Annotated in this window: 14 protein-coding genes; 7 read left to right on the forward strand and 7 right to left on the reverse strand. The window is 70.3% G+C overall.

Annotated elements, in window-relative coordinates:
• Window position 1: 1 nt before the first annotated feature.
• From ACLJPX_RS29310 to ACLJPX_RS29320, 3 genes are all read right to left on the reverse strand, one after another.
• A complete protein-coding gene (locus ACLJPX_RS29310; protein ID WP_410603575.1) occupies window positions 2-1,819 on the reverse strand; it encodes an aKG-HExxH-type peptide beta-hydroxylase in 1,818 nt (605 codons plus the stop codon).
• Window positions 1,819-2,016 carry a hypothetical protein gene (locus ACLJPX_RS29315; protein WP_410603577.1) on the reverse strand — a complete coding sequence of 66 codons (198 nt, stop codon included), beginning with the start codon at window positions 2,014-2,016 and terminating at the stop codon, window positions 1,819-1,821. The genes ACLJPX_RS29310 and ACLJPX_RS29315 overlap by 1 nt, the downstream gene beginning before the upstream one ends.
• Before the next feature lie 77 nt (window positions 2,017-2,093).
• On the reverse strand, window positions 2,094-2,798 hold the full coding sequence (locus ACLJPX_RS29320; RefSeq protein WP_410603579.1) for a Crp/Fnr family transcriptional regulator: 705 nt from the start codon (window positions 2,796-2,798) through the stop codon (window positions 2,094-2,096).
• A 186-nt stretch (window positions 2,799-2,984) separates the two neighbouring features.
• Between ACLJPX_RS29320 and ACLJPX_RS29325 the strand changes: the two genes are divergently transcribed.
• The 4 genes from ACLJPX_RS29325 to ACLJPX_RS29340 all read left to right on the forward strand — a co-directional run bounded on the left by ACLJPX_RS29325 (window position 2,985) and on the right by ACLJPX_RS29340 (window position 7,515).
• Window positions 2,985-3,395 carry a hypothetical protein gene (locus ACLJPX_RS29325; protein ID WP_410603581.1) on the forward strand — a complete coding sequence of 137 codons (411 nt, stop codon included), beginning with the start codon at window positions 2,985-2,987 and terminating at the stop codon, window positions 3,393-3,395.
• A gap of 276 nt (window positions 3,396-3,671) precedes the next feature.
• Window positions 3,672-6,203, forward strand: a complete 2,532-nt coding sequence (locus tag ACLJPX_RS29330) for a phosphocholine-specific phospholipase C (protein WP_410603583.1) — start codon at window positions 3,672-3,674, stop codon at window positions 6,201-6,203.
• 239 nt (window positions 6,204-6,442) lie between these two features.
• A complete protein-coding gene (locus tag ACLJPX_RS29335; protein WP_410603585.1) occupies window positions 6,443-7,150 on the forward strand; it encodes a hypothetical protein in 708 nt (235 codons plus the stop codon).
• Entirely contained in the window at window positions 7,150-7,515 is a 366-nt protein-coding gene (locus ACLJPX_RS29340; protein WP_101612807.1) for a GntR family transcriptional regulator, read from the forward strand. Before ACLJPX_RS29335 ends, ACLJPX_RS29340 begins: the two co-directional genes overlap by 1 nt.
• Here the strand turns inward: ACLJPX_RS29340 and ACLJPX_RS29345 are convergent.
• Window positions 7,504-8,010 carry a MarR family winged helix-turn-helix transcriptional regulator gene (locus tag ACLJPX_RS29345; protein WP_410603587.1) on the reverse strand — a complete coding sequence of 169 codons (507 nt, stop codon included), beginning with the start codon at window positions 8,008-8,010 and terminating at the stop codon, window positions 7,504-7,506. The genes ACLJPX_RS29340 and ACLJPX_RS29345 overlap by 12 nt on opposite strands.
• 94 nt (window positions 8,011-8,104) lie before the next feature.
• Between ACLJPX_RS29345 and ACLJPX_RS29350 the strand changes: the two genes are divergently transcribed.
• Window positions 8,105-9,028 carry an EamA family transporter gene (locus ACLJPX_RS29350; RefSeq protein ID WP_410603589.1) on the forward strand — a complete coding sequence of 308 codons (924 nt, stop codon included), beginning with the start codon at window positions 8,105-8,107 and terminating at the stop codon, window positions 9,026-9,028.
• On the opposite strand, the gene ACLJPX_RS29355 is transcribed toward ACLJPX_RS29350, so the two are convergent.
• A complete protein-coding gene (locus ACLJPX_RS29355; protein ID WP_410603591.1) occupies window positions 8,979-15,323 on the reverse strand; it encodes an SDR family NAD(P)-dependent oxidoreductase in 6,345 nt (2,114 codons plus the stop codon). The two genes, ACLJPX_RS29350 and ACLJPX_RS29355, sit on opposite strands and share 50 nt — an antisense overlap.
• Before the next feature lie 213 nt (window positions 15,324-15,536).
• The gene (locus ACLJPX_RS29360) at window positions 15,537-16,757 is read right to left on the reverse strand and encodes a cytochrome P450 (protein ID WP_410603593.1); all 1,221 of its coding nucleotides are present in this window, start codon (window positions 16,755-16,757) and stop codon (window positions 15,537-15,539) included.
• Between the two features lie 134 nt (window positions 16,758-16,891).
• On the opposite strand from ACLJPX_RS29360, the gene ACLJPX_RS29365 reads away from it, so the two are divergent.
• Complete coding sequence (locus ACLJPX_RS29365; protein WP_410603595.1) at window positions 16,892-17,827, forward strand: ATP-binding cassette domain-containing protein; 936 nt, start codon at window positions 16,892-16,894, stop codon at window positions 17,825-17,827.
• Window positions 17,828-17,868: 41 nt separating this feature from the next.
• Complete coding sequence (locus ACLJPX_RS29370; RefSeq protein WP_410604056.1) at window positions 17,869-18,618, forward strand: ABC transporter permease; 750 nt, start codon at window positions 17,869-17,871, stop codon at window positions 18,616-18,618.
• Here the strand turns inward: ACLJPX_RS29370 and ACLJPX_RS29375 are convergent.
• Window positions 18,602-21,766: a BTAD domain-containing putative transcriptional regulator gene (locus ACLJPX_RS29375; RefSeq protein WP_410603597.1), complete on the reverse strand. Its 3,165-nt coding sequence runs from the start codon at window positions 21,764-21,766 to the stop codon at window positions 18,602-18,604. The genes ACLJPX_RS29370 and ACLJPX_RS29375 overlap by 17 nt on opposite strands.
• Window positions 21,767-21,812 lie beyond the last annotated feature (46 nt).

The raw sequence follows: 21,812 nt of genomic DNA on the forward strand, positions 1-21,812 counted from the left end.
CTCAGTCCGGTACGAGTTGCCCGATCCACGAGGCGAGCTGTTCCACGGTCGGTGGCCGCGGAACAGCTCGCAAGGGTCGATGCACCGCCCGGACGAGTTCGGGACAGTGCAGCAACGCCCGGGCGGCAGGATGGGGGCCTCGCGCGGAGAGTGCGAGACCCAGTCCGACCAGTGAGGCGGGCCGGTCCGGATCCCTGGCGAGTTCCTCCCGGTAGCCGTTGATGGCTTCGAGGAAATCGCCTGCGGCATAAGCGAAATCAGCGGTGGTGGCGCCGGGGACCGCCGGTGGTCGCCCGTCCGGTGTCAGCGGTGAATCGCTGACGGTCAGCCGGATCAGGTCCGTCCGGGCGTGGGACCAGCCGCCGTCCGGAACCGGCGTCGGGGGAAGGTCGGTCGTGTCGAGGGTGGCCGGCGGGCGCGGCCGTCCGCCCAGCCAGGCGGCCGCCAGTCCGCTGACCATCGACGGATCCGGGCGAAGATGACGGGCGCGCCAGCCCGCGAGGTGATCCCGGCAGGCAGCCATGGCCAGTGTGTTCGCCTCCGCCGGGACGGGTTCGTCCCGCCAGGGGCCGAGACGTTCCGCGATATCGTCGAGGAAGCGGCGCCCGGCGGTGGTCAAGGTCGAGTCCACCCGCAGGACTTGCAGGGTTCGCCACGTCTGACGGCGCCAGAACGCGAATTCGAAGCCGGAGCGCCTGGGACTCTGCCCGGCCTGGTGCAGTGCGCGCCAAAAGGCCGTCACCCCGAAGAAAGCGTAGACCCCTTGCAGGGCCCCGCTCAGTGGCCGGGGGTCATCCCGCCAAGCCACGTAGATCCGCTCCCGCGGATCCGGCTCGTACAATTCGACGAGGTGCAACAGACCGCCCAGCACGATGTGCTGGAACTCGTGGATCAAGGTCTCGGCGAGAGACGCTCCGTCGGAGGGCAGGCCCACCACCGCACTGCCGAACGCCTCCCCGGTCGACGCGCTCGGATTCCGGAAGAGCACCTGGGGTTTCGGTACCAGCGAGGCCAAGCCCACCGGCATGATGCGGGCCAGGCCGGGCAGATGGGCGGCGATCAGGCGGCAGGCCTCGTCGATCAGCCGCTGCCAGTCCGCCAGATCCTTGCCCGGCAGCCTTTCGGGTGGGACAGGCTCGTAAAGTCCGCGATAGGGATCGAGGTCGTCCAGCCACAGCGAGAAGCGGTGTGCGCCGACCTGGCTCCGCACCCGCCGGATTCCCCACCAGCCGTGGGCGTCGGAGTCGTGCGCGCTCGGCAAGCGGACCGTGGTTCCGGCGCTCGAAACGGAGTACCGGCCGTTCGCGCCTCGCACGATGGCCGAAGAGAACGGTTCAGTACCGGAGAATCTGGCCATCCCGAGCGAAGGCAGCATGGCGTTTCCGTGCCAGACCGGGATGGTGGTCTCGAAGTCCAGCTCCGCCCGGATCGCCGCGGCCGCCGCGATCGCGTGCGCGTGGCCCAAATGCATCCACAAAGGACCCACGCCGTCGATTCCGTTGCGCAGCAGCCGAGTCGTGTAGCCCGCCCAGCTCCCGGTGTACGGATTGGTGAGCATCCGGTTCACCGCCCGGGGTGCCCGTGCTTCGGCACGTGCGAGGAGTTCCCACGCGAAATCCAGCGATGGCAACGGGCCTGAATGATCGGGGGTTTTCGTCGCCTCGGTCAGCAGCACGTGGATCAGTAGTTTGCGACGACTGCGCTCGGCCCGTCGCAGACGGCGGGCCATGTCCTCGTCGCCGTCAAGGCGCGCGAGTGCGTCGAAGTCACGCCACGACAAGCGATGGAACGCGGGGCGAGCTTCGGCCGGTGGCGACATCAGTCGATGCGCTCACCGGTCCCCGCGGATCCGCTTCTATAGCGTGCGCGGACATGTGTGGTGCGTTCGACGACTTGGTGCGCCGAATGACGGAAGGCCTCACTGTCCAGCTCTCGTAACGCGGTGAATGAGACCGCGTCGAGATCGATCAACGCCGATTCGATGTCCGGTTCCGTGCTTGCCGAGAAAGAACTCATCGTGCCGATTCCCTCCACCCCGTGAAACGGTTGCGAGAGTTGAACCTTGACAAGGATAGCCGAGATTTCGGGTTCGATCAGGCATCTTCCGTCGGTGGTGGCCGTCCGGCGGCCAATTCTCGGAGTGCGCGAGGCCGGGTGATGGTGACGCGCTGGCGCGCGGTGCGCACCACGCCCAGCTTCCGGAGTTCTTCGAGGCCCCGGATCAGGGTGCTGCGGGAGACGCGGGCGAACCCCGCCAGTTCCCCTTGGTTGAAGCGGAGATCGACCTGTTTCCCGTCCGACCAGTCGAGGGCGTGCTGCAGGGCCAGTTCCAGGAGGACCGCGGCGAGGCGCTGGGGGAAATCCGGCCCGCCGGACTCGAGACGCAGCCGATCGGATTGTTGCAGCCGGATCGCCGCGGTACGGAAGATCTCCTCGGCGATGCGAGGCCGGTCGCGCAGCACGCCGAGGAGTTTCTCCCGCGACACGACCAGGGTGTGCACCTCGTCGATCGCCGACATGGTGGCGGAACGGGGGAGTCCGCTGATCGGCGCCAGTTCGCCCACGATTTCCGCGGGCCCGCGAGCGGCGAGCGGGGCGTCTTCGCCGCGATAGTTGGTGGCGCTGATCTTCACCCAGCCGCGCAGGACGACGAACATGCTCGTGGGCGGACTGCCCTGGAGGGCGAGGATCTGGCCGGGCTGCCATACCTTCACATGCCCCGCGCCGCGGAGGGCGGACTGCTCGGCGGAGGTCAGCCGTCTCCAGATCCCGTACTCGGCCGCAGCGGAACCTGTCATCCCGGCGCTGCCGGATTCGCGGAAACCGGATCGGCGTTGTGTTCCATTTGACGCATCGCACACTCCCCCGACTCGCCAGCATGGTCTGTGGGCAGAACGACCCGGAAGTTTCGAACCGCAACCGGTAATTGTGCCAGGCAAGAGGTGACTTCACCAGGCCTCGGGCCGGCGACGGGGGAGGATGTCATGCGCAGTGCCGAAAGTGTCATGGGACGGCCGAAGGATCATCGCCACGAGCCTGCCGAGGAGAACCCGCGGACGCCCAAGGCGTTCGGGCGAAGACCGGCCTTCTTCGCTCCGCACCCGCCGCTGATCTCCGGCGGGTGGTACCAGGGGGCCGACCACGAGGTCCTCGGCCCGGGCCGGTATCCGGTCCCCCGTCCGCCCGTCAAGTCCGTGAAGGCGGCGTTGTTGTGGGCTCTTTTCCTGGGCCCCTTGGGGTTTTGTTACGTGTCGCCCGTCGGCGGGCTGATCGCGACGGCGGTTTCGGTCATGGCGATCACCTTCGGGGGAGCCCCGTTGGCGGTCGTGATCTGGCCGGTCGTCATGGTGCTTTCGCTGGCCGCCCTGTCCCGGCGCTCCGAGGAAAGGGAATAGGCGACACGAGAGGTGTCCGGCCGCTTTCGGCCGGATGAACCGGGTGGGGGCCGTTCAAGGGGGGCGGCCCCCATCACGGCCTTCCGGCGAGGTCGCTGGGCGAAGCGGCGGCATGCCATCCTCCGAAAGTCGCGTCTTGTTGCTCCGATCATGCAGCGCGGAGACGGAACTCTTGAACCCGAGCCGGTCGATATGTTTCTATCTGCTCGATAGTCGCACCAAAGGTGCAGTTTCGAGCATGTTCGAGCGGGTTCAACGCAGTTTCTGGAGGGCTCCGTGCGCCGTCGTACCCTGCTGAAGGCCGCTGGTGCGGCTTCCGCCTTCACCTTGCTCCCGGAGAGCGTCCGGCAGGCGCTCGCCGCCGACGCCCCGACGGGCGGACTCGACGTCATCGAGCACGTCGTGGTCTTCATGCAGGAGAACCGGTCGTTCGACCACTATCTGGGGACCCTGCGCGGCGTCCGGGGTTTCAACGATCCGGCCGCGATCAAACTTCCCTCGGGGGCTTCGGTCTTCCAGCAGCCGGACGGCGCGGGCACGCTGCTTCCCTACGCGATCGACGATCAGTTCATGGCCGACGTCGACCACAGCTGGTCCGGCGGGCACCGGGCATGGAACAAGGGCCGTCACGACGCGTGGCGCGCGGCCAAGGGTGTCCGCTCGCTGACCTATCACACCCGGTCGGCGCTGCGGTTCTACCACGAGCTCGCCGACGCTTTCACCGTCTGCGACGCCTACCACTGCTCGGAACTGGGCCCCACCAACCCGAACCGGTTGTACCTGTTCACCGGCAAACTCGGGTTCGAGCCGGACGGCACCACCCGCGCCATCGGCAACGACGCCTGGCAGAACCCCGGGCACACCGGCTACACCTGGAAGACCTACGCCGAGCGCCTCCAGGCCGCGGGCCGCAGCTGGCGGGTCTATCAGGAATGGGACAACTACGGCGACAATTCGCTGGACTACTTCAGCAGTTTCCTCGCCGTCGGGGCCAAGGCGCTGTCGAAGGTGAAGGACTCCTCCGGCAAGGCCTTCCCGAAGCTGGAGTACTTCTACTACGCCCTCGATTCGGCCTCGGCCGCCGAACGGACCCGGCTGCTCGACGGACTCGCGGCGGGCGTGGCGGCCCTGACCGCGGGCGAGCGTGCCCTCTACGACCGCGGGCTGGCCCGTGTCGCGCCGAAGCAACTGCTGAGCGCCTTCAAGGCCGACGTCGACGCGGGCAAGCTCCCCGCGGTGTCCTGGATCGTCGCGCCGGAATCGCAGACCGAGCATCCCGCCTGGGGCCCCAACACCGGCGCGGACCTGGTCAAGTCGATCCTCGACACGATCGCCTCCAAACCCGGGGTGTGGAACAAGACGCTGTTCCTGCTGACCTACGACGAGGACGGCGGATTCTTCGACCACATGCCGCCGCCGGCGCCGCCCGCCTCCGACGACGAAGGCAAGAGTTCCGTGGCCACGACCGACGAGTTCGTCTCCGGCGAGCCGATCGGGCTGGGCGTGCGGGTGCCGATGTTCGTCATCTCGCCGTGGAGCCGGGGCGGGAAGGTGTGCTCGGAGGTCTTCGACCACACGTCCGTGCTGCGGTTCCTGGAACGGTGGAGTGGCGTCGGCGAACCGAACATCTCGCCGTGGCGGCGCACCGTCTGCGGTGACCTGACCTCGGCGCTGGACACCACGGTGCCGGGCGCCACCTACCCGGCGCTGACCAAGCCGGTGCCGACGAGCGGGCCGTGGAACACCCAGCCACAGCCGCCTTCCGTGCAGAAGCCGCCGATACCGGAGAGCGGGGTCAAGACGGCGCGGCCGTTGCCCTATCAGGTGACGGCGTCGGGCCGGGTGACGGCGGAGCGGTTCTGGATCGACTTCGGCAACACCGGAGCCGCGGGCGCGCACTTCTACGTCTACGCCACCGCGCATCGGACCGACGGACCGTGGCGCTACACCGTCGGCGCCGGGGCGTCCCTCTCGGATTACTGGCAGGTGGGTTCGCCGGACGGCGCGTACGACCTCACCACGCACGGCCCCAACGGTTTCCTGCGGCGGTTCGCCGGTAACCGGATCACCGCGACCACCGGGGGCAAACCGAATCCGGAAGTCGTGCTGCGCCCGGGTTCCGGCGTCGTGTACCTGAAGATGACCAACGCCGGCGCCGCGTGCCAGTTGACCGTGCGCACCGGCAACCGGGGTGGCGGGCCGTGGACGTACTCGGTCGCCTCCGGCGCGACGGTCGAGGACTGGTTCAGCACCGAAGGCGGCATGAGCGGCTGGTACGACCTGACCGTTCAGGGGCCCGACGGCTTCCTTCGCCGCTTCGCGGGCCACGTCGAGACCGGCGCCGAGACCATCAGCGACCCGGTCATGGGCTCCGGGCCGCTCGCGGCCACCGTCCGCTCGGCCGACAGTCAGGAGACCTCGGGTAAGTCAGGCGCCGCCACGAACGCCATCGACGGCAATCCGGCCACCCATTGGCACACCAAGTGGTCCGGTGGGGAGGACCCGCTGCCCCACGAACTGCAGCTCGACCTGGGCGCGGCCCGCACCGTCACCGGTCTGACCTATCTGCCGCGCCAGGACGGCTCCGCTCACGGCCGCGTCGGCGGCTACGAGATCCATCTGAGCACCGATGGTTCGGCCTGGGGAAGCCCGGTCGCCGCCGGGACCTTCCCCGACGACGCCGTCCTGAAGACGCTGCGTTTCTGGCCGACACGGGCCCGCTATGTCCGCTTCTGTGCTCTCACCGAGGCGGGCGGACGCGGCCCGTGGACGTCGGCGGCGGAGGTGACCCCGCTCGGCTGGGCTTGATCGAACGGGCAGAATTCTTTTTCCTCAAGGGAAAGATGTGTCGCGAGCGGCGAGGTTGTTTTTCTGAGAGCGGCGTCATCGCGGCGCATCTTTCCGTAAAGTGTCCTATGTAGACAGTCTGGGGCGCGACGTCCTTGTTCGGCTGTCGGTCGAGGGGCGGGGCGCTACGGGCCGCTCTCGCCGCGCGGGAGTCCCGCCGTCTTGTATCATGTGCTTGATACAAGACGGGAGGTTCGATCGTGCCGTTCGACAACATCGTGGCCGACGCCCTGATCATGGGTCTGTTCGGCGTGGTGATCCTGATTCTCCTGTGGCCGGGCGAAACACAGGGAGCGAAGGTGCTGCGCCGGTGGGGCGTCGGCGATCCTTCGCAGTCGGACGTCGCCGAGGCCGTGCGCTATCTGCGGCGCCGCCGCTTCTGGTACCCCTGGCTGTTCCTCGGGTTGCCGGTGCTGGCCGACGCCGCCGGGGTGCGGGGCGACAGTACGGCGTTCTTCCTGGCCACCCTGCTCGTCGGTGCGCTGATCGCCGAGGTGCTCGCTCAGCGGCCGCCGAAGAGCGCTCGCCGTGAGGCGGGGTTGGATCGGCGTGCGGTGTCGGGGCTCATCCCGGTGTGGGGTCTGGTCACTTACGCGACGATCGTCGCGGCGGCGACGGCCTGGCTCGTGGTCCATCGCTGGTGGGCGCTGCTCGGGATCGCCGCGGCCGTCTCGGCGGTCACCTGGCTGATCATCCTGCTCGCCGTGCGTCGTCCGTCCACAGGGGACAGTGCAGCCGACGGCGCGTTGCGGGTCCGCAGTGCGCGGGTGGCCGCGGGGCTGGGCCTGGCCGCCACCGTGACCCTGGCGATTCCCGAAGTGACGAACCTCGGCTCGTGGATCCTGGTCGTCGCCGGGTTCGCCGGCTGGTACAACCTCGCCCACCGGTCGCGTGCCGAGGCTGCCTGATGCCACTGAAGGTGGTCGTCGACACGGATCTCGGGATCGCGCCGTGGCGGCAGGTCCGGGACCAGGTCGTCCGGTTGATCACCGCCGGTGCGCTCGCGCCGGGCACTCGGTTGCCGCCCATCCGGCAACTCGCCAGGGATCTGGCCCTGTCTTCGGGCACCGTGGCGCGGGTCTACCGGGAACTGGAAGAGAACGGCTGGGTGCACACCGCGCGCGCCAAGGGCACGGTCGTCGCCGAACTCGCCGACCGTCCCGGCAAAGCGGTCCTGCTGCGAGCCGCCGCGGACGAGTACGCCCGGGCCGTCCGGGAGCTCGGTGCCGACACCGACGCGGCGCTGGCCGCCGTGCTGGAGTCACTCCAGTGACGTGTCGCCGAAGTGTTCGAGCAGCAGCCGCAGGCCGCCGATCAGCTCGGCCCACCGCGCCGGGTCGAGGTCGGGCAGCAGTCCGGCCTCGTTTTCCAGGTGCAGCACGAAAACCTCGTCGACGACCTGCCGTCCCTTGTCGGTCAGCCGGATCTTGACCGACCGGCGGTCGTCGCTGTCGCGCACCCGTTCGACCAAGCCCTTGGTCTCCATGCGGTCGATGCGATTCGTGATCGCCCCCGAGGTGACCATCGCGGCCTTGAGGAGCGCTCCCGGCGTCAAGCCGCCGGCCTCCCCGGAGCGGCGAAGTGTGGTGAGAACGTCGAACTCCCACGACTCCAGGCCGTGCTCGGCGTTGAACTCCTTGAGCTTCTTCTCGAGGATCCGGGAAAGCCGCTGGATGCGCCCGATCACCTCGGCGGGCCAAAGCTTGTCCTCGAGGTCCGGCCGCTCGTGTCGCCAAAGCCCGATCACCGCGTCCACCGCGTCGGCCACGTTGCGCCTCCACTCATCTCAACATTAAGAGACTTGACATTGACAGAACTCGCTGTTGTTATCTCAACGTTGAGATTATCAGTGAGGAGACATCATGGCGATCATCGCCGAGCGGCCCGTCGTCCCAGGTGAGCCGTCATCCGCGAGACCGAACCTTCGCGCCGCCGGGCTCGCCGCGCTGGCACCGGCCAGCTGGGGCACCGTCTACGTGGTCACCGCGACCTTGCTGCCCCCGGACCGGCCGCTGCTGGCCGCCGTGCTGAGGGCGCTCCCGGCGGGGCTGCTCCTGCTGGCCCTGACCAGGCGGCTCCCGCACGGGTCCTGGTGGTGGAAGACGGCGGTGCTCGGCATGCTCAACTTCGGCGCCTTCCTCCCGTTGATCTTCCTCGCCGCGTACCGCCTGCCTGGCGGGGTCGCCGCGACCCTCGGCGCCCTGCAGCCCCTGATGGTGGCCCTGCTCGCGCTACCGGTACTTCGCGTCCGGACACCGGCGCCGATCCTGCTCGCGGCGATCGCGGGGGCAGGCGGTGTCGCCCTGCTGACACTCTCGTCGGAGGCCCGGCTCGACCCGCTCGGCCTGGCCGCCATGCTCGGCGCCGTCGGACTCGTCGCCGTGGCACTGGTCCTCGCCAAGAAATGGGGCCGCCCCGAACATCCCTTGGCGATGACCGGCTGGCAGCTGACCCTGGGCGGTCTCGTCCTCGCCCCGGCGACGCTCCTGTTCGAAGGCATCCCCGGCTCGCTGACGACCGCGAACCTGCTCGGCTACGGCTACATCGGCATCGTCACCACCGCGCTGGCGTATCCGCTGTGGTTCCGCGGCATCGACCGCCTCGCCCCGGCGTCGGTCTCCCTGCTCACGCTGACCAACCCGCTGGTCGCCACCGCCGCCGGGTTCTTCGTGCTCGGCCAGACCCTCACCGGCTGGCAGCTCACCGGATTCGCCGTCGCCCTCTCCGCCTTGACGCTCAGCCAGACATTGACCGCCGTTCGCGCAGGAGCCCGGCGAGTTCGATGACCGTCGGGTGGTCGAACAGCACGCGTGCGGGCAGTTCCAGCCCGGTCAGGTCGCGGAGCCGGGTGCGCAGGTCGATGACGGCCAGCGAGTCGAGCCCGAGGTCGGTGAACGGTTTGTCCTCGGGGATCGTGTCCGGATCCTGGTGGCCGAGGACTTCGGCGAGCTCGACGCGGAGCAGGTCTCGCAGTTCGTCCTCCGAGGGTCGCTCCGGCCAGCGCCGGTCCGGCGAGGGCGGCGCCGGTCTCGACGCGGGGCGTCCGAGTCCGTCGGCGATCGGGGGCAGGTCGGCGGCCGTGGGGTCGAGCCGGGCGGCGATCAGGACCGGTTCGGCATGCCCGATCGCGGCATCGAACAGGGCCAGCCCCTGCTCCAGGGTCAGCCCGGCCACCCCGGAGGACTGGATGCGATGCCTCGCCGCGTCGGGAATCAGCGAGCCGAGCCCGGCCTCCAGATCCCAGAGGCCCCAGACGATCGACGTGGCGGGCAGGCCTTCGGCGCGCCGTCGGACGGCCAGCGCGTCGAGAGAGCGGTTCGCGGCGGCGTAGTTCGCCTGCCCGGCGTTGCCGAAAGTGCCTGCCAGGGAAGAGAACAGCACGAAAGCCGAAAGCGGGAGATGCCGTGTCGCCTCGTGCAGGACCTGGGCGGCGTCGGCCTTCGGGCGGAAGACGGTCTCGAGCCCCGCGGTCGTCTGCGCGGTGAACGCGGCGTCGGCGACGACCGCCGCGGAGTGCACGACGGCGGTCAACGGCGGATCGCACGAGTCGACCAGATGCCGGACGACAGCCGGATCGGCGATGTCGCCGTCGACGATCCGCACGTCGGCGGGCAGCCGGAGGAGCTCTTCCGCGCCCGGTGCGGCGAGGCCGCGACGGCTGACGAGCAGCAGATGCCGGATACCGTGCGCGGACACGAGATGGCGGGCCAGCGCCGCGCCGAGCGCACCGGTGCCGCCGGTGATCAGCACGGTGCCCGCCGGATCGATCGGCCGGGCGGACGCGGGCGCGGTCCGGGCGATCCGCAGCGCGTGCGGTACGCCGTCCCGGATCGCCAGCTGGGGTTCGGGGTTGCCGCCGACGAGTTCGCGCACCTTCTCCACGGGGACTTCGGCGCCTGCTTCGACCACGGTGACCAGGCTGCGGTACTCGGTCGAGGCGGCCGTCCCGAGCCCGAAGACCGCCGCTCCCACCGGATCGGTCGCGGTGCGGGTGACCACGACCGTGCGTTCCCCGCGCGGGACCGTGTCCTGCAGCGCGGTGAGCACGGTCCGGACGTCGTCACCGTCGATGATCCGGACGTCGTCGGCGCGCGCGGCCGGGACGGGGACCCAGTGCGGGCGGTAGAGCATCGTGCTCTCGGCGGGAAGTGGCCGGGTGAGCAGGGATTCGACCACCGCGACGGGCATGCCATCGGGGTCGAAGAGTTCGACGCGGGCTTCGCCGGGACCTGTCCGTACACAGTGGACTCGAACCCGGCGCACGGCGGGGGTGAAGACGTGGACGCCGCTCCAGAGGAACGGCACGCGCACCTCGGCGTCCGCCGGTTCGGCCAGCGCCAAGGTGTGCACGGCCGCGTCGAGCAGCACGGGATGGATGCCGAACCGGCCGTCGACGCCCTCGGGGAGCGCGACGTCGGCGAACAGTTCGTCGCCGTCCTGCCACAGGCCCGTCACCGCGCGGAAGGCGGGACCGTACTCGCGGGCCGCGTAGGCCCGGTCCAGATCGACGGATTCGGTGGCGGGAGGCGGCCACTCGCCCTTCCACGGCTGCGCGAAGACGTCGGACGGGCACAGGCGGCCCGTGGCGTGACGCGTCCAGTCGCCCTCGTCCTTGGCGTAGATGTCGATCCGGGTCCCGTCCACGACCACTTGGAGCGCGACGTCGGCGGTCTTGCCGAGCCGCAGCGGAGCCTCGATCGTCAGCTCCGCCACCCCCGCTTCGCCCGCGTGCAAGGCGATCTCAACGAAAGCGGTGGCGGGGAACAGCGTCGTGCCGCCGACGACGTGGTCGGCGAGCCAGCCGTGCGCGCGCACACCCGCCGAGCCGCCGTGCACGATCCTCGGCGAGTCGGGTGCGAGCAGCGCCGGGCCGAGCATCGCGTGCCCGCCGTCGTCCGGGCTCCGGCGCGGTTGCGGGTCGAGCCAGAAACGCTCGCGCTGGAAGGGATAGGTCGGCAGGGTGAGCAGGCGCGCACCGCCGCCGAACACCGCTCGCCACGAGACCGGCACTCCCGCGGTGTGCAGTTCGCCCACCGCCTCCAGTACTCCCTGCTCGGTGTCCATAGTGGACACCGCGGGGAGTACCGCTCCCGCGATCCGGCTGAGCGTGGCCGACGGGCCGATCTCCAGGCAGATACCGGTTCCCGCCGCGGCCACGGTGTCCAGCGCGTCGGCGAACCGGACCGTGTCCCTGGCGTGCCGCACCCAATGGTCCGGGCCGAGGCCGGTGATCGCGCGGCCGGTCAGCCCGGAGACCAGGGTGGTTTCCGGGCTCCGGTGGGTCAGCCCGGCGGCGACCTCGCGGAACTCGGCGAGCATCGGATCGATCAGCGGCGAATGGAACGCGTGGCTGACGCGCAGCCGCGTGGAACCCGGCCACTGGGCCGCGATCGCTTCCGTCACGCTCTCGGTTCCGGACAGGACAAGGGATCGGGGACCGTTGACCGCGGCGATCGCCACCTGGTCGGCGAATTCCCCGACCAGCGGCGCGACCTCGTCCTCGGCCGCCCGGACCGCGATCATGACGCCCCCGGGTGGCAAAGCGGCCATCAGACGGCCGCGCGCGGACACCAGGATCCCCGCGTCTTCGAGCGACAGGACACCGGCGACGTGCGCGGCGGCGATCTCCCCGATCGAGTGCCCGGCGACGACGCCCGGCCGGACACCCCACGATTCCAGCAAGCGGAACAGGGCGACCTCGAACGCGAACAGCGCGGCCTGCGCGTGGTCGGTCCGGTTCAGCGCGTCGCCGCCGTCGAACGCGACGTCGCGGACCTGCCCACCCAGCGCCTGGCAGGCCGCGTCGAACGCCGCGCGGAACACGGGGAAGCCGTCCGACAGCACTTTCCCCATTCCCGGGCGCTGTGCGCCTTGCCCGCTGAACAGGTACGCCGCGGTCGCCGGGGCGCGCACGGTCCGGCCGCGGCGGTCACCCGTGACGAGCGCGTGCAGTGCGGTGAGATCGCCGGACGGGACCATCGCGCGGTGTTCCAGTGGGGTGCGGGTGGTGAGGGTGAACGCGATGTCGTTCGCGTCCCGGCCGCCGGCCGTCGCCAGCAGCCCTGAGGCGACCGCTCGCAGCGCGCCCTCGTCGGCGGCGCTCAGCAGCCACGGCGCCGTAAGGGACGCCGCGTGTCCGGTCTCGATCGGCGGTGGCGCTTCCGTGACGACGACGTGCGCGTTCGTGCCGCCGATCCCGAACGCGGAAACCCCCGCGTGCCGGGGTTTCGGTCCGGCGGGCCAGTCCTGAGCTTCCGCGAGCAGGGTCACGTCACCCGCGGACCAGTCGACACGAGGACTCGGATCTTCGGCGTGCAGCGACGGCGGCAACTGCCCGTGCCGCAGCGCTTCCACCATCTTGATCACGCCGGCCACCCCGGCCGCCGCCTGGGTGTGCCCGATGTTGGCCTTCACGGACCCGAGCCACAACGGCCGGTCGCGTCCGCCGCCGTACGCGGCGATCAGCGCCTCCGCCTCGATCGGATCGCCGATCGGGGTGGCGGTGCCGTGCCCTTCGACGGCGTCGACGTCCATCGCCGACAGGCCCGCGTCGGCCAGCGCGGACGCGATCACCGCCCGCTGCGCCCGCCCGCTCGGCGCCGTCAGCCCGTTCGACGCCCCGTCGGAGTTGACGGCCGAGCCGCTCACCAGCGCCAGGACCGGATGCCCGTTCCGGCGGGCGTCCGACAGCCGCTCCAGCAGCAGGACACCCGCCCCTTCGGCCCAGGCCGTGCCGTTCGCGCCCGCCGCGTAGGAGCGGCACCGGCCGTCCGGGGAAAGGCCACGCTGGCGACTGAATTCGAGGAACGTGCGCGGCGTCGACATCACCGTGGAGCCACCCGCGACGGCTAGCGAGCATTCCCCGGCCCGCAGCGCGCGCACGGCCCAGTGCAGCGCGACCAGCGAAGAGGAGCACGCGGTGTCGACCGTGATCGCGGGGCCGGTCAAGCCGAAGGTGTAGGAGATCCGGCCGGACGCGAGCGCGTGCGAAGACCCGATGCCCAGCCGTCCTTCCAGCTGGTGCCCTTCGAAGCGGCTCGCGTAGTCCTCGTGCATCACCCCGACGAACACGCCGGTGTCGCTGCCCCGCACCGTGGCGGTGTCGAGACCGGCGCGTTCGAACAGCTCCCACGACGTCTCCAGCAGCAGCCGTTGCTGAGGGTCGGTCGCCAGGGCCTCGCGCGGGGACATGCCGAACAGGGCGGGGTCGAAGTCCGCTGCGTCGTAAAGGAATCCGCCGCGGCGGGTGGTGGACCCGCCGATCCGGCCCGGGTCCGGGTCGTACAGCGCCGCCGGGTCCCAGCCCCGGTCGGCCGGGAAGTCGCCGGTGGCGTCGACGCCGCCCGCCACCAGGTTCCACAGGTCTTCGGGCGAGGTCACGCCGCCGGGGAACCGGCACGCCGTCGCGACGATGGCGATCGGTTCGTCGGCGCGAGCGGGCGTGGTTTCCGTGCTGGCAGGGCGGATTTCCCCGGACAGCAGCCGTTCCAGTTCGGCGATGACCGCCGCCGGGGTGGGGAAGTCGTAGACGAGCGACTGGGGAAGGTCGCGGCCGGTCGCGTCGGCCAGCCGGTGCCGCAGGTGCACGCCGCCCACCGACGTCAGGCCCAGTTCGGCGAAGGGCCGGTCACGCCATCGCTCGCCGAGGTCGTCCTCGCACAGTTCGGCGGTCGCCTCGCGCACCAGCGCTTCGACGTCGTCGGGCCGGGGGACCCGCAACGCGTGCCGCTTCGCTTTCCCTGACGGCGTCCGGGGAAGGCTCTCCATCCGGTGGAAGGCCACCGGGACCTTGAAGGGGGACAGCCGGCGGTGGCACAGGCGCCGCACCTCGCCGAGGTCCAGCTCGGCGGAGCCGGAAACGAGGAACGCCACCGGTACCGCCCCGAGGACCTCGTCGGGTCTTCCCGTCACGAGAACGTCGTCCACGTCCGGGAATTCGGCGATGACCGCTTCGATCTCGGTCGGGTGCACGTTCTGGCCGCCGCACACGATGACGTCGTCGGCCCGGCCGTCGATCGTGAGCCGCCCTCCGTCGAGCCTGCCCGCGTCACCGGTCCGGTACCAGCCGTTCACTCCCGCGGCGCTCGGCGCCACGCCGGGACCCCGCACCTCGACCTGCCCGTCGACGACGCGGATCTCCATCCCCGGCAAGGGAGTCAGCTCGTCCTCGCCGGGGAGCTGGACGGCGATCTTGCCGCTGGTCTCGGTACTGCCGTAACCGTCGAGGACGGGGATGCCGAACAGTTCCCGCACAGCGGCGCGGACCGGCGGGGTGCAGGGCGCGCCCCCGGAGAGGCACAGGCGCGGCGCGGGCAGGGAATCCCGGATCTCCTGCCGCAGGTTCAGGAAGGTCGCCGGGACACCGGCGAGGACGCTGCCGGGATGCGCCGCGAGCGCTCCCGGCAGATCGTGGCCGACGATCCTGGTGTGCGTGCCCAGCGCGATCGTCCCGGCGAAAGCCAGCGACAACGCATACGCGTGGTGCAGCGGAAGCGGCCACAGAACGGTGTCGGCGCCGGAGATCCCGTACATCGGGCCGTAGCAGGCCGCCGACGACCAGAGAACCGCACGTTGCGTCGTCAGCACGCCCTTGGGGTGGCCGGTCGTGCCCGAGGTGTACAGCAGCCAGGCGGGTTCGTCGAGGCCGAGGTCGTCCCGCGGCTCACCCCGGGCGGGTGCCGGCTCGTCCTCGGCGAACACCACCCGCAACAGCGGCCGCTCGGACTGAAGCTCGCGCACGATCGCGGCGTGCCTTTCCTCCGTGACCAGCAGACCGGCGCCGGAGTCGTCCACCAGCCGCGTCAATTCGGCCGCCGTCGACCGCGTGCTCACCGGAACGCCGATTCCGCCCGCCCGCAGCACCGCCAGGCAGTATTCGGCGAATTCGACGCGCCCGCCCAGGTGCACGAGTACCCGGTCGCCGCGGGCGATTCCCAGCCCCGTCGCCAACCGGCCGCTCGAGTCCAGCAATTCCCCGGAAGTGAGGGTCCGGTGCGCATCGGTGAACACGGGCCGATCGCCCGGCAATTCCTTCAGCAACGTCACCAATGGCCGCAGCGGCCCGCCGCGAATCTCGGTCATTACACGAAGGTATAGCGGCGTTGCCGCACGCTGGTCCGAACGGACGACGCCGCGAACGCGACGAAGTCCTTTCGTGCCCGATCGTGCAGCATCCGCCGACGAATCGCGCAGGGTCCGGGTCACTGCGGCTGCGGAGGGCGATCACGTAGTCCGTGAAGGCCTCCTTCACTACCTTCAGGGTAGGCAAGGAGGCCTTCACGGACCTGCGACCACCTACCGGTCCGATTCCCCCCAAGTGACCGGCAATTCGTGCACGCCGTAGATGTTCATGTCGGTCTTGAGCTTGACCTCGTCGGCGGGGACGGCGAGCTCGAGATCGGGGAAACGCCGCAGCAGCCCCTCGAAACCCGCGCGCATCTCGATCCGCGACAACTGCTGGCCGAGGCATTGGTGGACGCCGTGGCCGAAGGACAGCAGGCCGCGGGCGTTGCGGTGGATGTCCAGGGTGCCGGGGTCGGTGAAGCGCCGCGGGTCGTGGTTGGCGGCCAGCAGCGACACGACGACGGTCGATCCCGCGGGGATCGTTTCGCCGCCGAGTTCGAGGTCTTCGGTGGCGTAGCGGAAGAAGATGTCGGCGACCGACAGATACCGGAGGAGTTCCTCCACGGCACCGGGGAGCAGTTCCGCGTCGGCCCGCAGTTCGGCCAGCTGGCCGGGGTTCTCCAGGAGCGCGAAAGTGCCCAGCGCCAGCATGTTGGCCGTGGTCTCGTGACCGGCGAGCAACAGCAGGAACGCGGCGCCCGCCAGCTCCTCGATGGTGAGGTCTTCGTAGCGGCCGAGGTCGGACAGGATGTCGTCGCCGGGTGTCTCGCGCTTGCGCGTGACCAGTTCGGTGAGGAAGGTGTTCATTCCGATGAACGCGGCCATCTTCTCTTCCATCGTCTGGTCCCTGACCATGAGCTGGGCGGAGTCGGCCTGGAAGTTCTCCCGGTCCTCGTAGGGGACACCGAGCAGTTCGCAGATCACCAGTGACGGCACCGGTAGCGCGAACTCCTTGACCAGATCGACCGGCGGGACGAGGCCGGCCATCGCGTCCAGCTGCCGTTCGGTGATCTCGATGATGCGCTCTTCGAGCTGTTTCATCCGCTTCACGGTGAAAGCGCCGGTGAGCCGTTTCCGCAGCCGGCCGTGGTCCGGCGGGTCCATGGCGACGAACATGCCGGGCATCGGCGGGGAAGGTTCGGTCTGGGCGGGCATCCCCGGTGTCTCGTAGGGCAGGTGGAGGATGCCGATGTCCTGGCGGGAGCTGAACCGGGTGTCGGCCATCATCTGCCGGACCTCGTCGTAGCCGGTGACGAGCCAGCCCTCGTGGCCGTCGGGGAACACCATGGGACTCACCGGGCGGGCGTCGCGCAGCCGGGTGATCTCGCGGGGCGGGTGGAAGGGACCCGCGTCGCGCTGCATCGGGAGGCCCTGCGGGACGGTCTGAGTCATCGGGTTCGCCTTTCGTGGTGGTTGTGACGACCACCTTTCGTGCGAGGCCTGACACGTGCCTGACACGGCGCTGACACCACCCGTGTCAGCGCCGTGGCGGGGGCGTGTCAGCCGGGCCGCCCACAGTGAGACCCATGAAAGATTCAGCGATCACGGTCTCCGGGCTGCGGAAGACCTTCGGCGACAAAGTCGTGCTCGACGGCATCGACCTGGATGTCCCGGCGGGCACCATCTTCTCCCTGCTCGGCCCGAACGGGGCGGGCAAGACGACGACGGTGAACCTCCTGACCACCCTGATGAAGGCCGACGGCGGGACGGCGATGGTCGCCGGGCACGACATCACGACCGGCGCCAAGGCGGTGCGCGCGGCGATCGGCGTCACCGGCCAGTTCGCGGCGGTGGACGAACTGCTGACGGGGCAGGAGAACCTGCAGCTGATGGTGGACCTGAACCGGCGGGCCTCCGGCGGCAAGCGGGTCGTGACCGAACTGCTGGAGCGGTTCGACCTGGTGGAGTCGGCGCGGAAGCCGGCGTCGACCTACTCCGGGGGGATGCGCCGGAAACTGGATCTGGCGATGACGCTCGTCGGTGATCCGCGCATCATCTTCCTCGACGAGCCGACCACGGGGCTCGACCCGCGCAGCCGCCGCACGATGTGGTCGATCATCCGCGAGCTGGTGGACGGCGGCGTGACCATCTTCCTCACCACCCAGTACCTCGAGGAAGCCGACCAGCTCGCCGACCGGATCGCGGTCCTCGACGGAGGCCGCCTGGTCGCCAGCGGCACCCCCGCCGAACTCAAGCGCCAGATGCCCGGCACGCACGTCCGGCTCCGGTTCACCACGGTCGCCGAACTCGACGCGGCGGCACGGATCTTCCCCGGCTCCACGCGGGACGACGAGGCGCTCGCCCTGCGGGTCCCCAGCGACGGCGGGACGAAATCCCTGCGCTCGCTCCTGGACACGCTCGACGAGCACGCGATCGCGGCCGAAGAGTTCTCCGTCCACACCCCTGATCTCGACGACGTTTTCCTCGCCCTGACGGGCCACAGCACGGAGGCAGCCAAGTGACCACCCGGACCGCGACCACCGAGACCACGACCACTCACACCATGAGCGCCAAATCGCCTTCGCTGGTGATGTTGCGCCGCAACTTCAAACATCTCACCCGCAACCCGACCTCGGTCTTCAACGCGATCCTGATGCCGGTCGTGATGATGCTGATGTTCGTGTACGTGTTCGGAGACGCGTTCAGCGTCGGCGTCGACTACATCGACTACGCGACGCCGGGCTTGATGCTGCTGGCCGTCTGCTACGGGCTCGGCGCCACGGCGACGGCGGTGAACTCCGACATGACGAAGGGCATCATCAACCGCTTCAAGGTCATGGACGTCTCTCGCGGCGCGGTGCTGACCGGGCACGTCATCGCCAGCGTGCTGACCAACCTGGTCGCCATCGCGGCGCTCACCGGAGTGGCCTTCCTGCTGGGTTTCTCCCCTGCGGCGGGTTTCCTCGAGTGGCTCGGCGTGGTCGGGATCGTCGTGCTGCTCGGTTTCGCGGCGGGCTGGCTCACGGTCGCGCTGGGCTTGGCGGCGAAGTCCCCGGAAACCGCGGGGATGGCCTCCGTACCGCTGATCATGCTGCCGTTCTTCAGCAGCGCGATCGTGCCGGCCGAGAAGATGGGGCCCGGACTCCGGGAGTTCGCGCAGTACCAGCCCTTCACCCCGATCATCGAGACCCTGCGCGGCCTGCTCAACGGCGCGCCGGCGGCGGGCGACGTGATCCCCGCCCTCGGCTGGTGCGCCGGGATCGCGCTCGCCGGCTACCTGTGGGCGTCCTCGACGTTCAAGAAGCGAGCGTGACCTCGACCAAGTGCTTCCAGTCCATCCGGCTTCCCTCCTGCGCCGCCTCCGCGAACTTCGCTTCGCCGAGGCGGCGCAGCACTGTGCCCTCGATCCTCGTCACGTCCGGGTGGGAGCGATCCGGCAGCCCGCGCAGCTCGTCGGCCGCCCCGAGCAGCCGCGCGGCCTGCTCGGGCTCGTCGCGGCGCAGCGCGAGGTCCGCGACGCCGACGAGCATGTGGGCGATCAGGGGCACGTGCCGTACCTCGGCCGCAGCCTGGCAGGCCGACTCCCGGTGCGCGCGGACTTCCTCGAGATCGTCGGAGAGATACCCCAGCAGGTCGTGGGTGATGGCGCGGACGTGCCCGAGGCCCGCTTCCTCGCCCATCACGCTCGTCGCGAGGGTGAGCTGCTGCTTGGCTTCCTCGGTTTCCCCGCGCCAGTAGGCGAGTTCCGCCCGGGAAAGGGCCAGCATGCCCAGCGCCCCCGGCCAGGTGACCCGTTCGGCGTACCGCTCCGCCTCGGCCGCGGCGGCCGCGCCGGCGTCCGCGTCGCCCAGCAGCCAGAACAGCTGCGCCTGGCGTGACCGCAACCGGATGAGATCCTCGACGGAACCGACCTCGGCCACGACCGTGACCGCCTGCTCGTAGTACTCGCACGCGGTGGCGAACTCGCCGCGCGTGGCGAGCCGGTCCGCCAGTTCGGTCAGGGCGAACGAGATCCCGAACCGTTCGCCGATGGCGCGGAACTCGGCGAGCGCACGCTCGAGATACGTTTCCGCGTCCGGTCCGGGGTGGCCGAGCGTGATCCGCATCTTGCCGAGGTGCAGCCTGCCCAGCGCGCGGACCCAGGCGTTTTCGTCCTCCAGCACCGGTTCCCAGGCGGACAACGTCTCATCGCCCCGCAGCATGCGTTCCAGCGGGACGATGAGACCCAGCAGCGGGTGATTCGCTTCGGTGGTCCGGCTGAGCCGGTACGACTCGTGGATCCATTTCGCCGCGGTGTGTTCGTCGGCGAAACCGGAACTCACGAACAGCGAGACGAGTCCGTACACCACGGCCCCGACCCCGTCGGGTACCTCGCCGGGCGTTTCGACGGCCGCGCTGACCAGCTCCATGCCTTCCGCCCGGTGCCCGCTGAGCCACCAGTACCAGCCGCAGGCCGCCGCGAGCCGCATCGCCGACGGTGCGTCACCCGCCGCGAGCGCGCCGCGCATCGCGGAACTGATGTTGTCGTGCTCGGCGTTGAGCTTGGCGAGCCATTCCAGCTGCTCGGTACGGCGGAGCATCGGCTCCGCGGCCTCGGCGAGCTCGGTGAAGTAGGCGAGATGCGCCTCGCGCGCCAGCGCCGTTTCGCCCGCTTCGGCGAGCCGGTGTTCGGCGTATTCCTTGATCGTGCCGAGCATCCGGTAGCGCGGCGCTTCGTCGCCCGCGGCGACGAGCAGCGACTTTTCGGTCAGCGCGGTGAGCAATTCGAGCACCTCGTACTGCTCGACGGCCTCGCTCACGCAGACCCGCTCGGCCGCTTCCAGGCTCGCCCCGCCCGAGAACACCGAGAGCCGGGACAGGACCGTCCGTTCGGCTTCGGTCAGCAGCTCCCAGCTCCAGTCGACCATGGCGCGCAACGTCCGGTGCCGGGGCAACGCGGTGCGGCTGCCGCCGGTCAGCAGGCGGAAGCGGTCGTCGAGCCGGTTGGCGAGCTGGTCGATGGACATCGTGCGCAGCCTCGCCGCGGCCAGTTCGATCGCGAGCGGCATCCCGTCGAGCACCCGGCACACCCGGGCCATCGTGGCCAACGTGGTCTCGTCGACCACGAGATCCTTGCGCACCGCGCCCGCCCGGTCCCGCAGCAGCTTGACGGCGGGGGAGGATTCGATCTCGCCGGGACCGGCGTGCCGGTCCGGTACGCCCAGCGGCACGACGGGCCACAACGCCTCGCCGGTGATGCCGAGCGGTTCCCGGCTGGTCGCCAGGATCCGCAGCCGGCGGCATTCCCCGAGCACCCGATGCGCGAAGGCCGCCGCCGACTCGATCACGTGCTCGCAGTTGTCGAGGATCAGCAGTACTTCCCGCTCGCGGATCGCGGCGATGACCCGTTCGGTGGGTTCGGCGTTCGGCGAGTCGCCGAGCAGCGCGTCCCGCAGCCCGAGCCCGGCGAGCGTCGCCTGGGCGATGTTCTTCCCGCCCCCCTGCCCTTCGGGCCCGCCCCCCTGATCCCCGTCCGCGCCGATGGCCGCGAGTTCCACCAGCCAGGCCCCGTCCGGCAGATCGCCGAGCAGGGTTCGCGCGGTTTCCGTGGCCAGCCTGGTCTTTCCCGAACCGCCGGGCCCGATCAGGGTGGTGAGCCGGTGTTCGGTGACGAGTTCGCGGACCGTGGCGACATCGGCGTCCTTGCCGACGAAACTGGTCAGCTCGGCGCGCACGTTGGTCTTGCGGTTCTCCTCGCGCCGTCCCAGCTCGCCCCGCAGCAGCGCGACGTGCACCGCGGACAGCTCCGGCGAAGGGTCGACGCCCAGCGCGTCGGCCAGGGCTTCCCTGGTGCGCTGGTACACGAGCAGCGCTTCGGTGTCGCGCCCTGTCGCCGCGAGAGCCCGCATCAGCGCGGCGACGAGCCGTTCGCGCAGGGGATGCGCGGCCGCCAGGTCGGTCAGTTCGGTGACCAGTTTCGCGCCGTGGCCGAGGTCGATCTCCGCGTCGAACCGGTCTTCCAGTGCCGTCAGGCGCAGCCCGTCGAGCCGGGTGACCGCCGCGTCGAACGCCTCGCTGTCTTGCAAACCCACGTCCTGCATGGCCGCGCCGCGCCACAGGGCGAGGGCTTCGCGCAGCCGCTCCGGTTCTTCGTCGCCCCGAGCCTGGCCGACGAGACGTTCGAACCGCACGGCGTCGACGGCGTCGGGCGCCACCTTCAGCCGATAGCCGTCCGTCTGTCCCTCGACGGCTCCTTCCGGTAGCACCTTTCGCAGCCGGGAAACCAAGCGCTGCAAGGCATTCGTCGCGTCGGCGGGCGGCTGTTCGCCCCAGATCCAGTCGACGAGCGTCGCTTTCGGGACCACACGGCCCGGTTCGAGCGCGAGGGCGATCAGCAGCCCGCGCAGCCGGGCGCCCGGCACGTCGGCGAGGACGCCTTCATCCGTGCGAACCTCGAAAGGGCCGAGCATCCCGATCTGCATTGGGCCGATTTTGCCACGGGTGATCAGCCCGCCTCCGGCCGCGGAC

Source organism: Amycolatopsis sp. lyj-90, from assembly GCF_046549035.1.
Classification (GTDB): domain Bacteria; phylum Actinomycetota; class Actinomycetes; order Mycobacteriales; family Pseudonocardiaceae; genus Amycolatopsis.

What these genes read in the sequence shown, in the direction of transcription:
- ACLJPX_RS29310 (WP_410603575.1), bottom strand. Translation starts at nt 1,819, where the DNA reads ATGTCGCCACCGGCCGAAGCTCGCCCCGCGTTCCATCGCTTGTCGTGG.
- ACLJPX_RS29315 (WP_410603577.1), bottom strand. Translation starts at nt 2,016, where the DNA reads ATGAGTTCTTTCTCGGCAAGCACGGAACCGGACATCGAATCGGCGTTG.
- ACLJPX_RS29320 (WP_410603579.1), bottom strand. Translation starts at nt 2,798, where the DNA reads ATGACAGGTTCCGCTGCGGCCGAGTACGGGATCTGGAGACGGCTGACC.
- ACLJPX_RS29325 (WP_410603581.1), top strand. Translation starts at nt 2,985, where the DNA reads ATGCGCAGTGCCGAAAGTGTCATGGGACGGCCGAAGGATCATCGCCAC.
- ACLJPX_RS29340 (WP_101612807.1), top strand. Translation starts at nt 7,150, where the DNA reads ATGCCACTGAAGGTGGTCGTCGACACGGATCTCGGGATCGCGCCGTGG.
- ACLJPX_RS29350 (WP_410603589.1), top strand. Translation starts at nt 8,105, where the DNA reads ATGGCGATCATCGCCGAGCGGCCCGTCGTCCCAGGTGAGCCGTCATCC.
- ACLJPX_RS29355 (WP_410603591.1), bottom strand. Translation starts at nt 15,323, where the DNA reads ATGACCGAGATTCGCGGCGGGCCGCTGCGGCCATTGGTGACGTTGCTG.
- ACLJPX_RS29360 (WP_410603593.1), bottom strand. Translation starts at nt 16,757, where the DNA reads ATGACTCAGACCGTCCCGCAGGGCCTCCCGATGCAGCGCGACGCGGGT.
- ACLJPX_RS29365 (WP_410603595.1), top strand. Translation starts at nt 16,892, where the DNA reads ATGAAAGATTCAGCGATCACGGTCTCCGGGCTGCGGAAGACCTTCGGC.
- ACLJPX_RS29370 (WP_410604056.1), top strand. Translation starts at nt 17,869, where the DNA reads ATGAGCGCCAAATCGCCTTCGCTGGTGATGTTGCGCCGCAACTTCAAA.
- ACLJPX_RS29375 (WP_410603597.1), bottom strand. Translation starts at nt 21,766, where the DNA reads ATGCAGATCGGGATGCTCGGCCCTTTCGAGGTTCGCACGGATGAAGGC.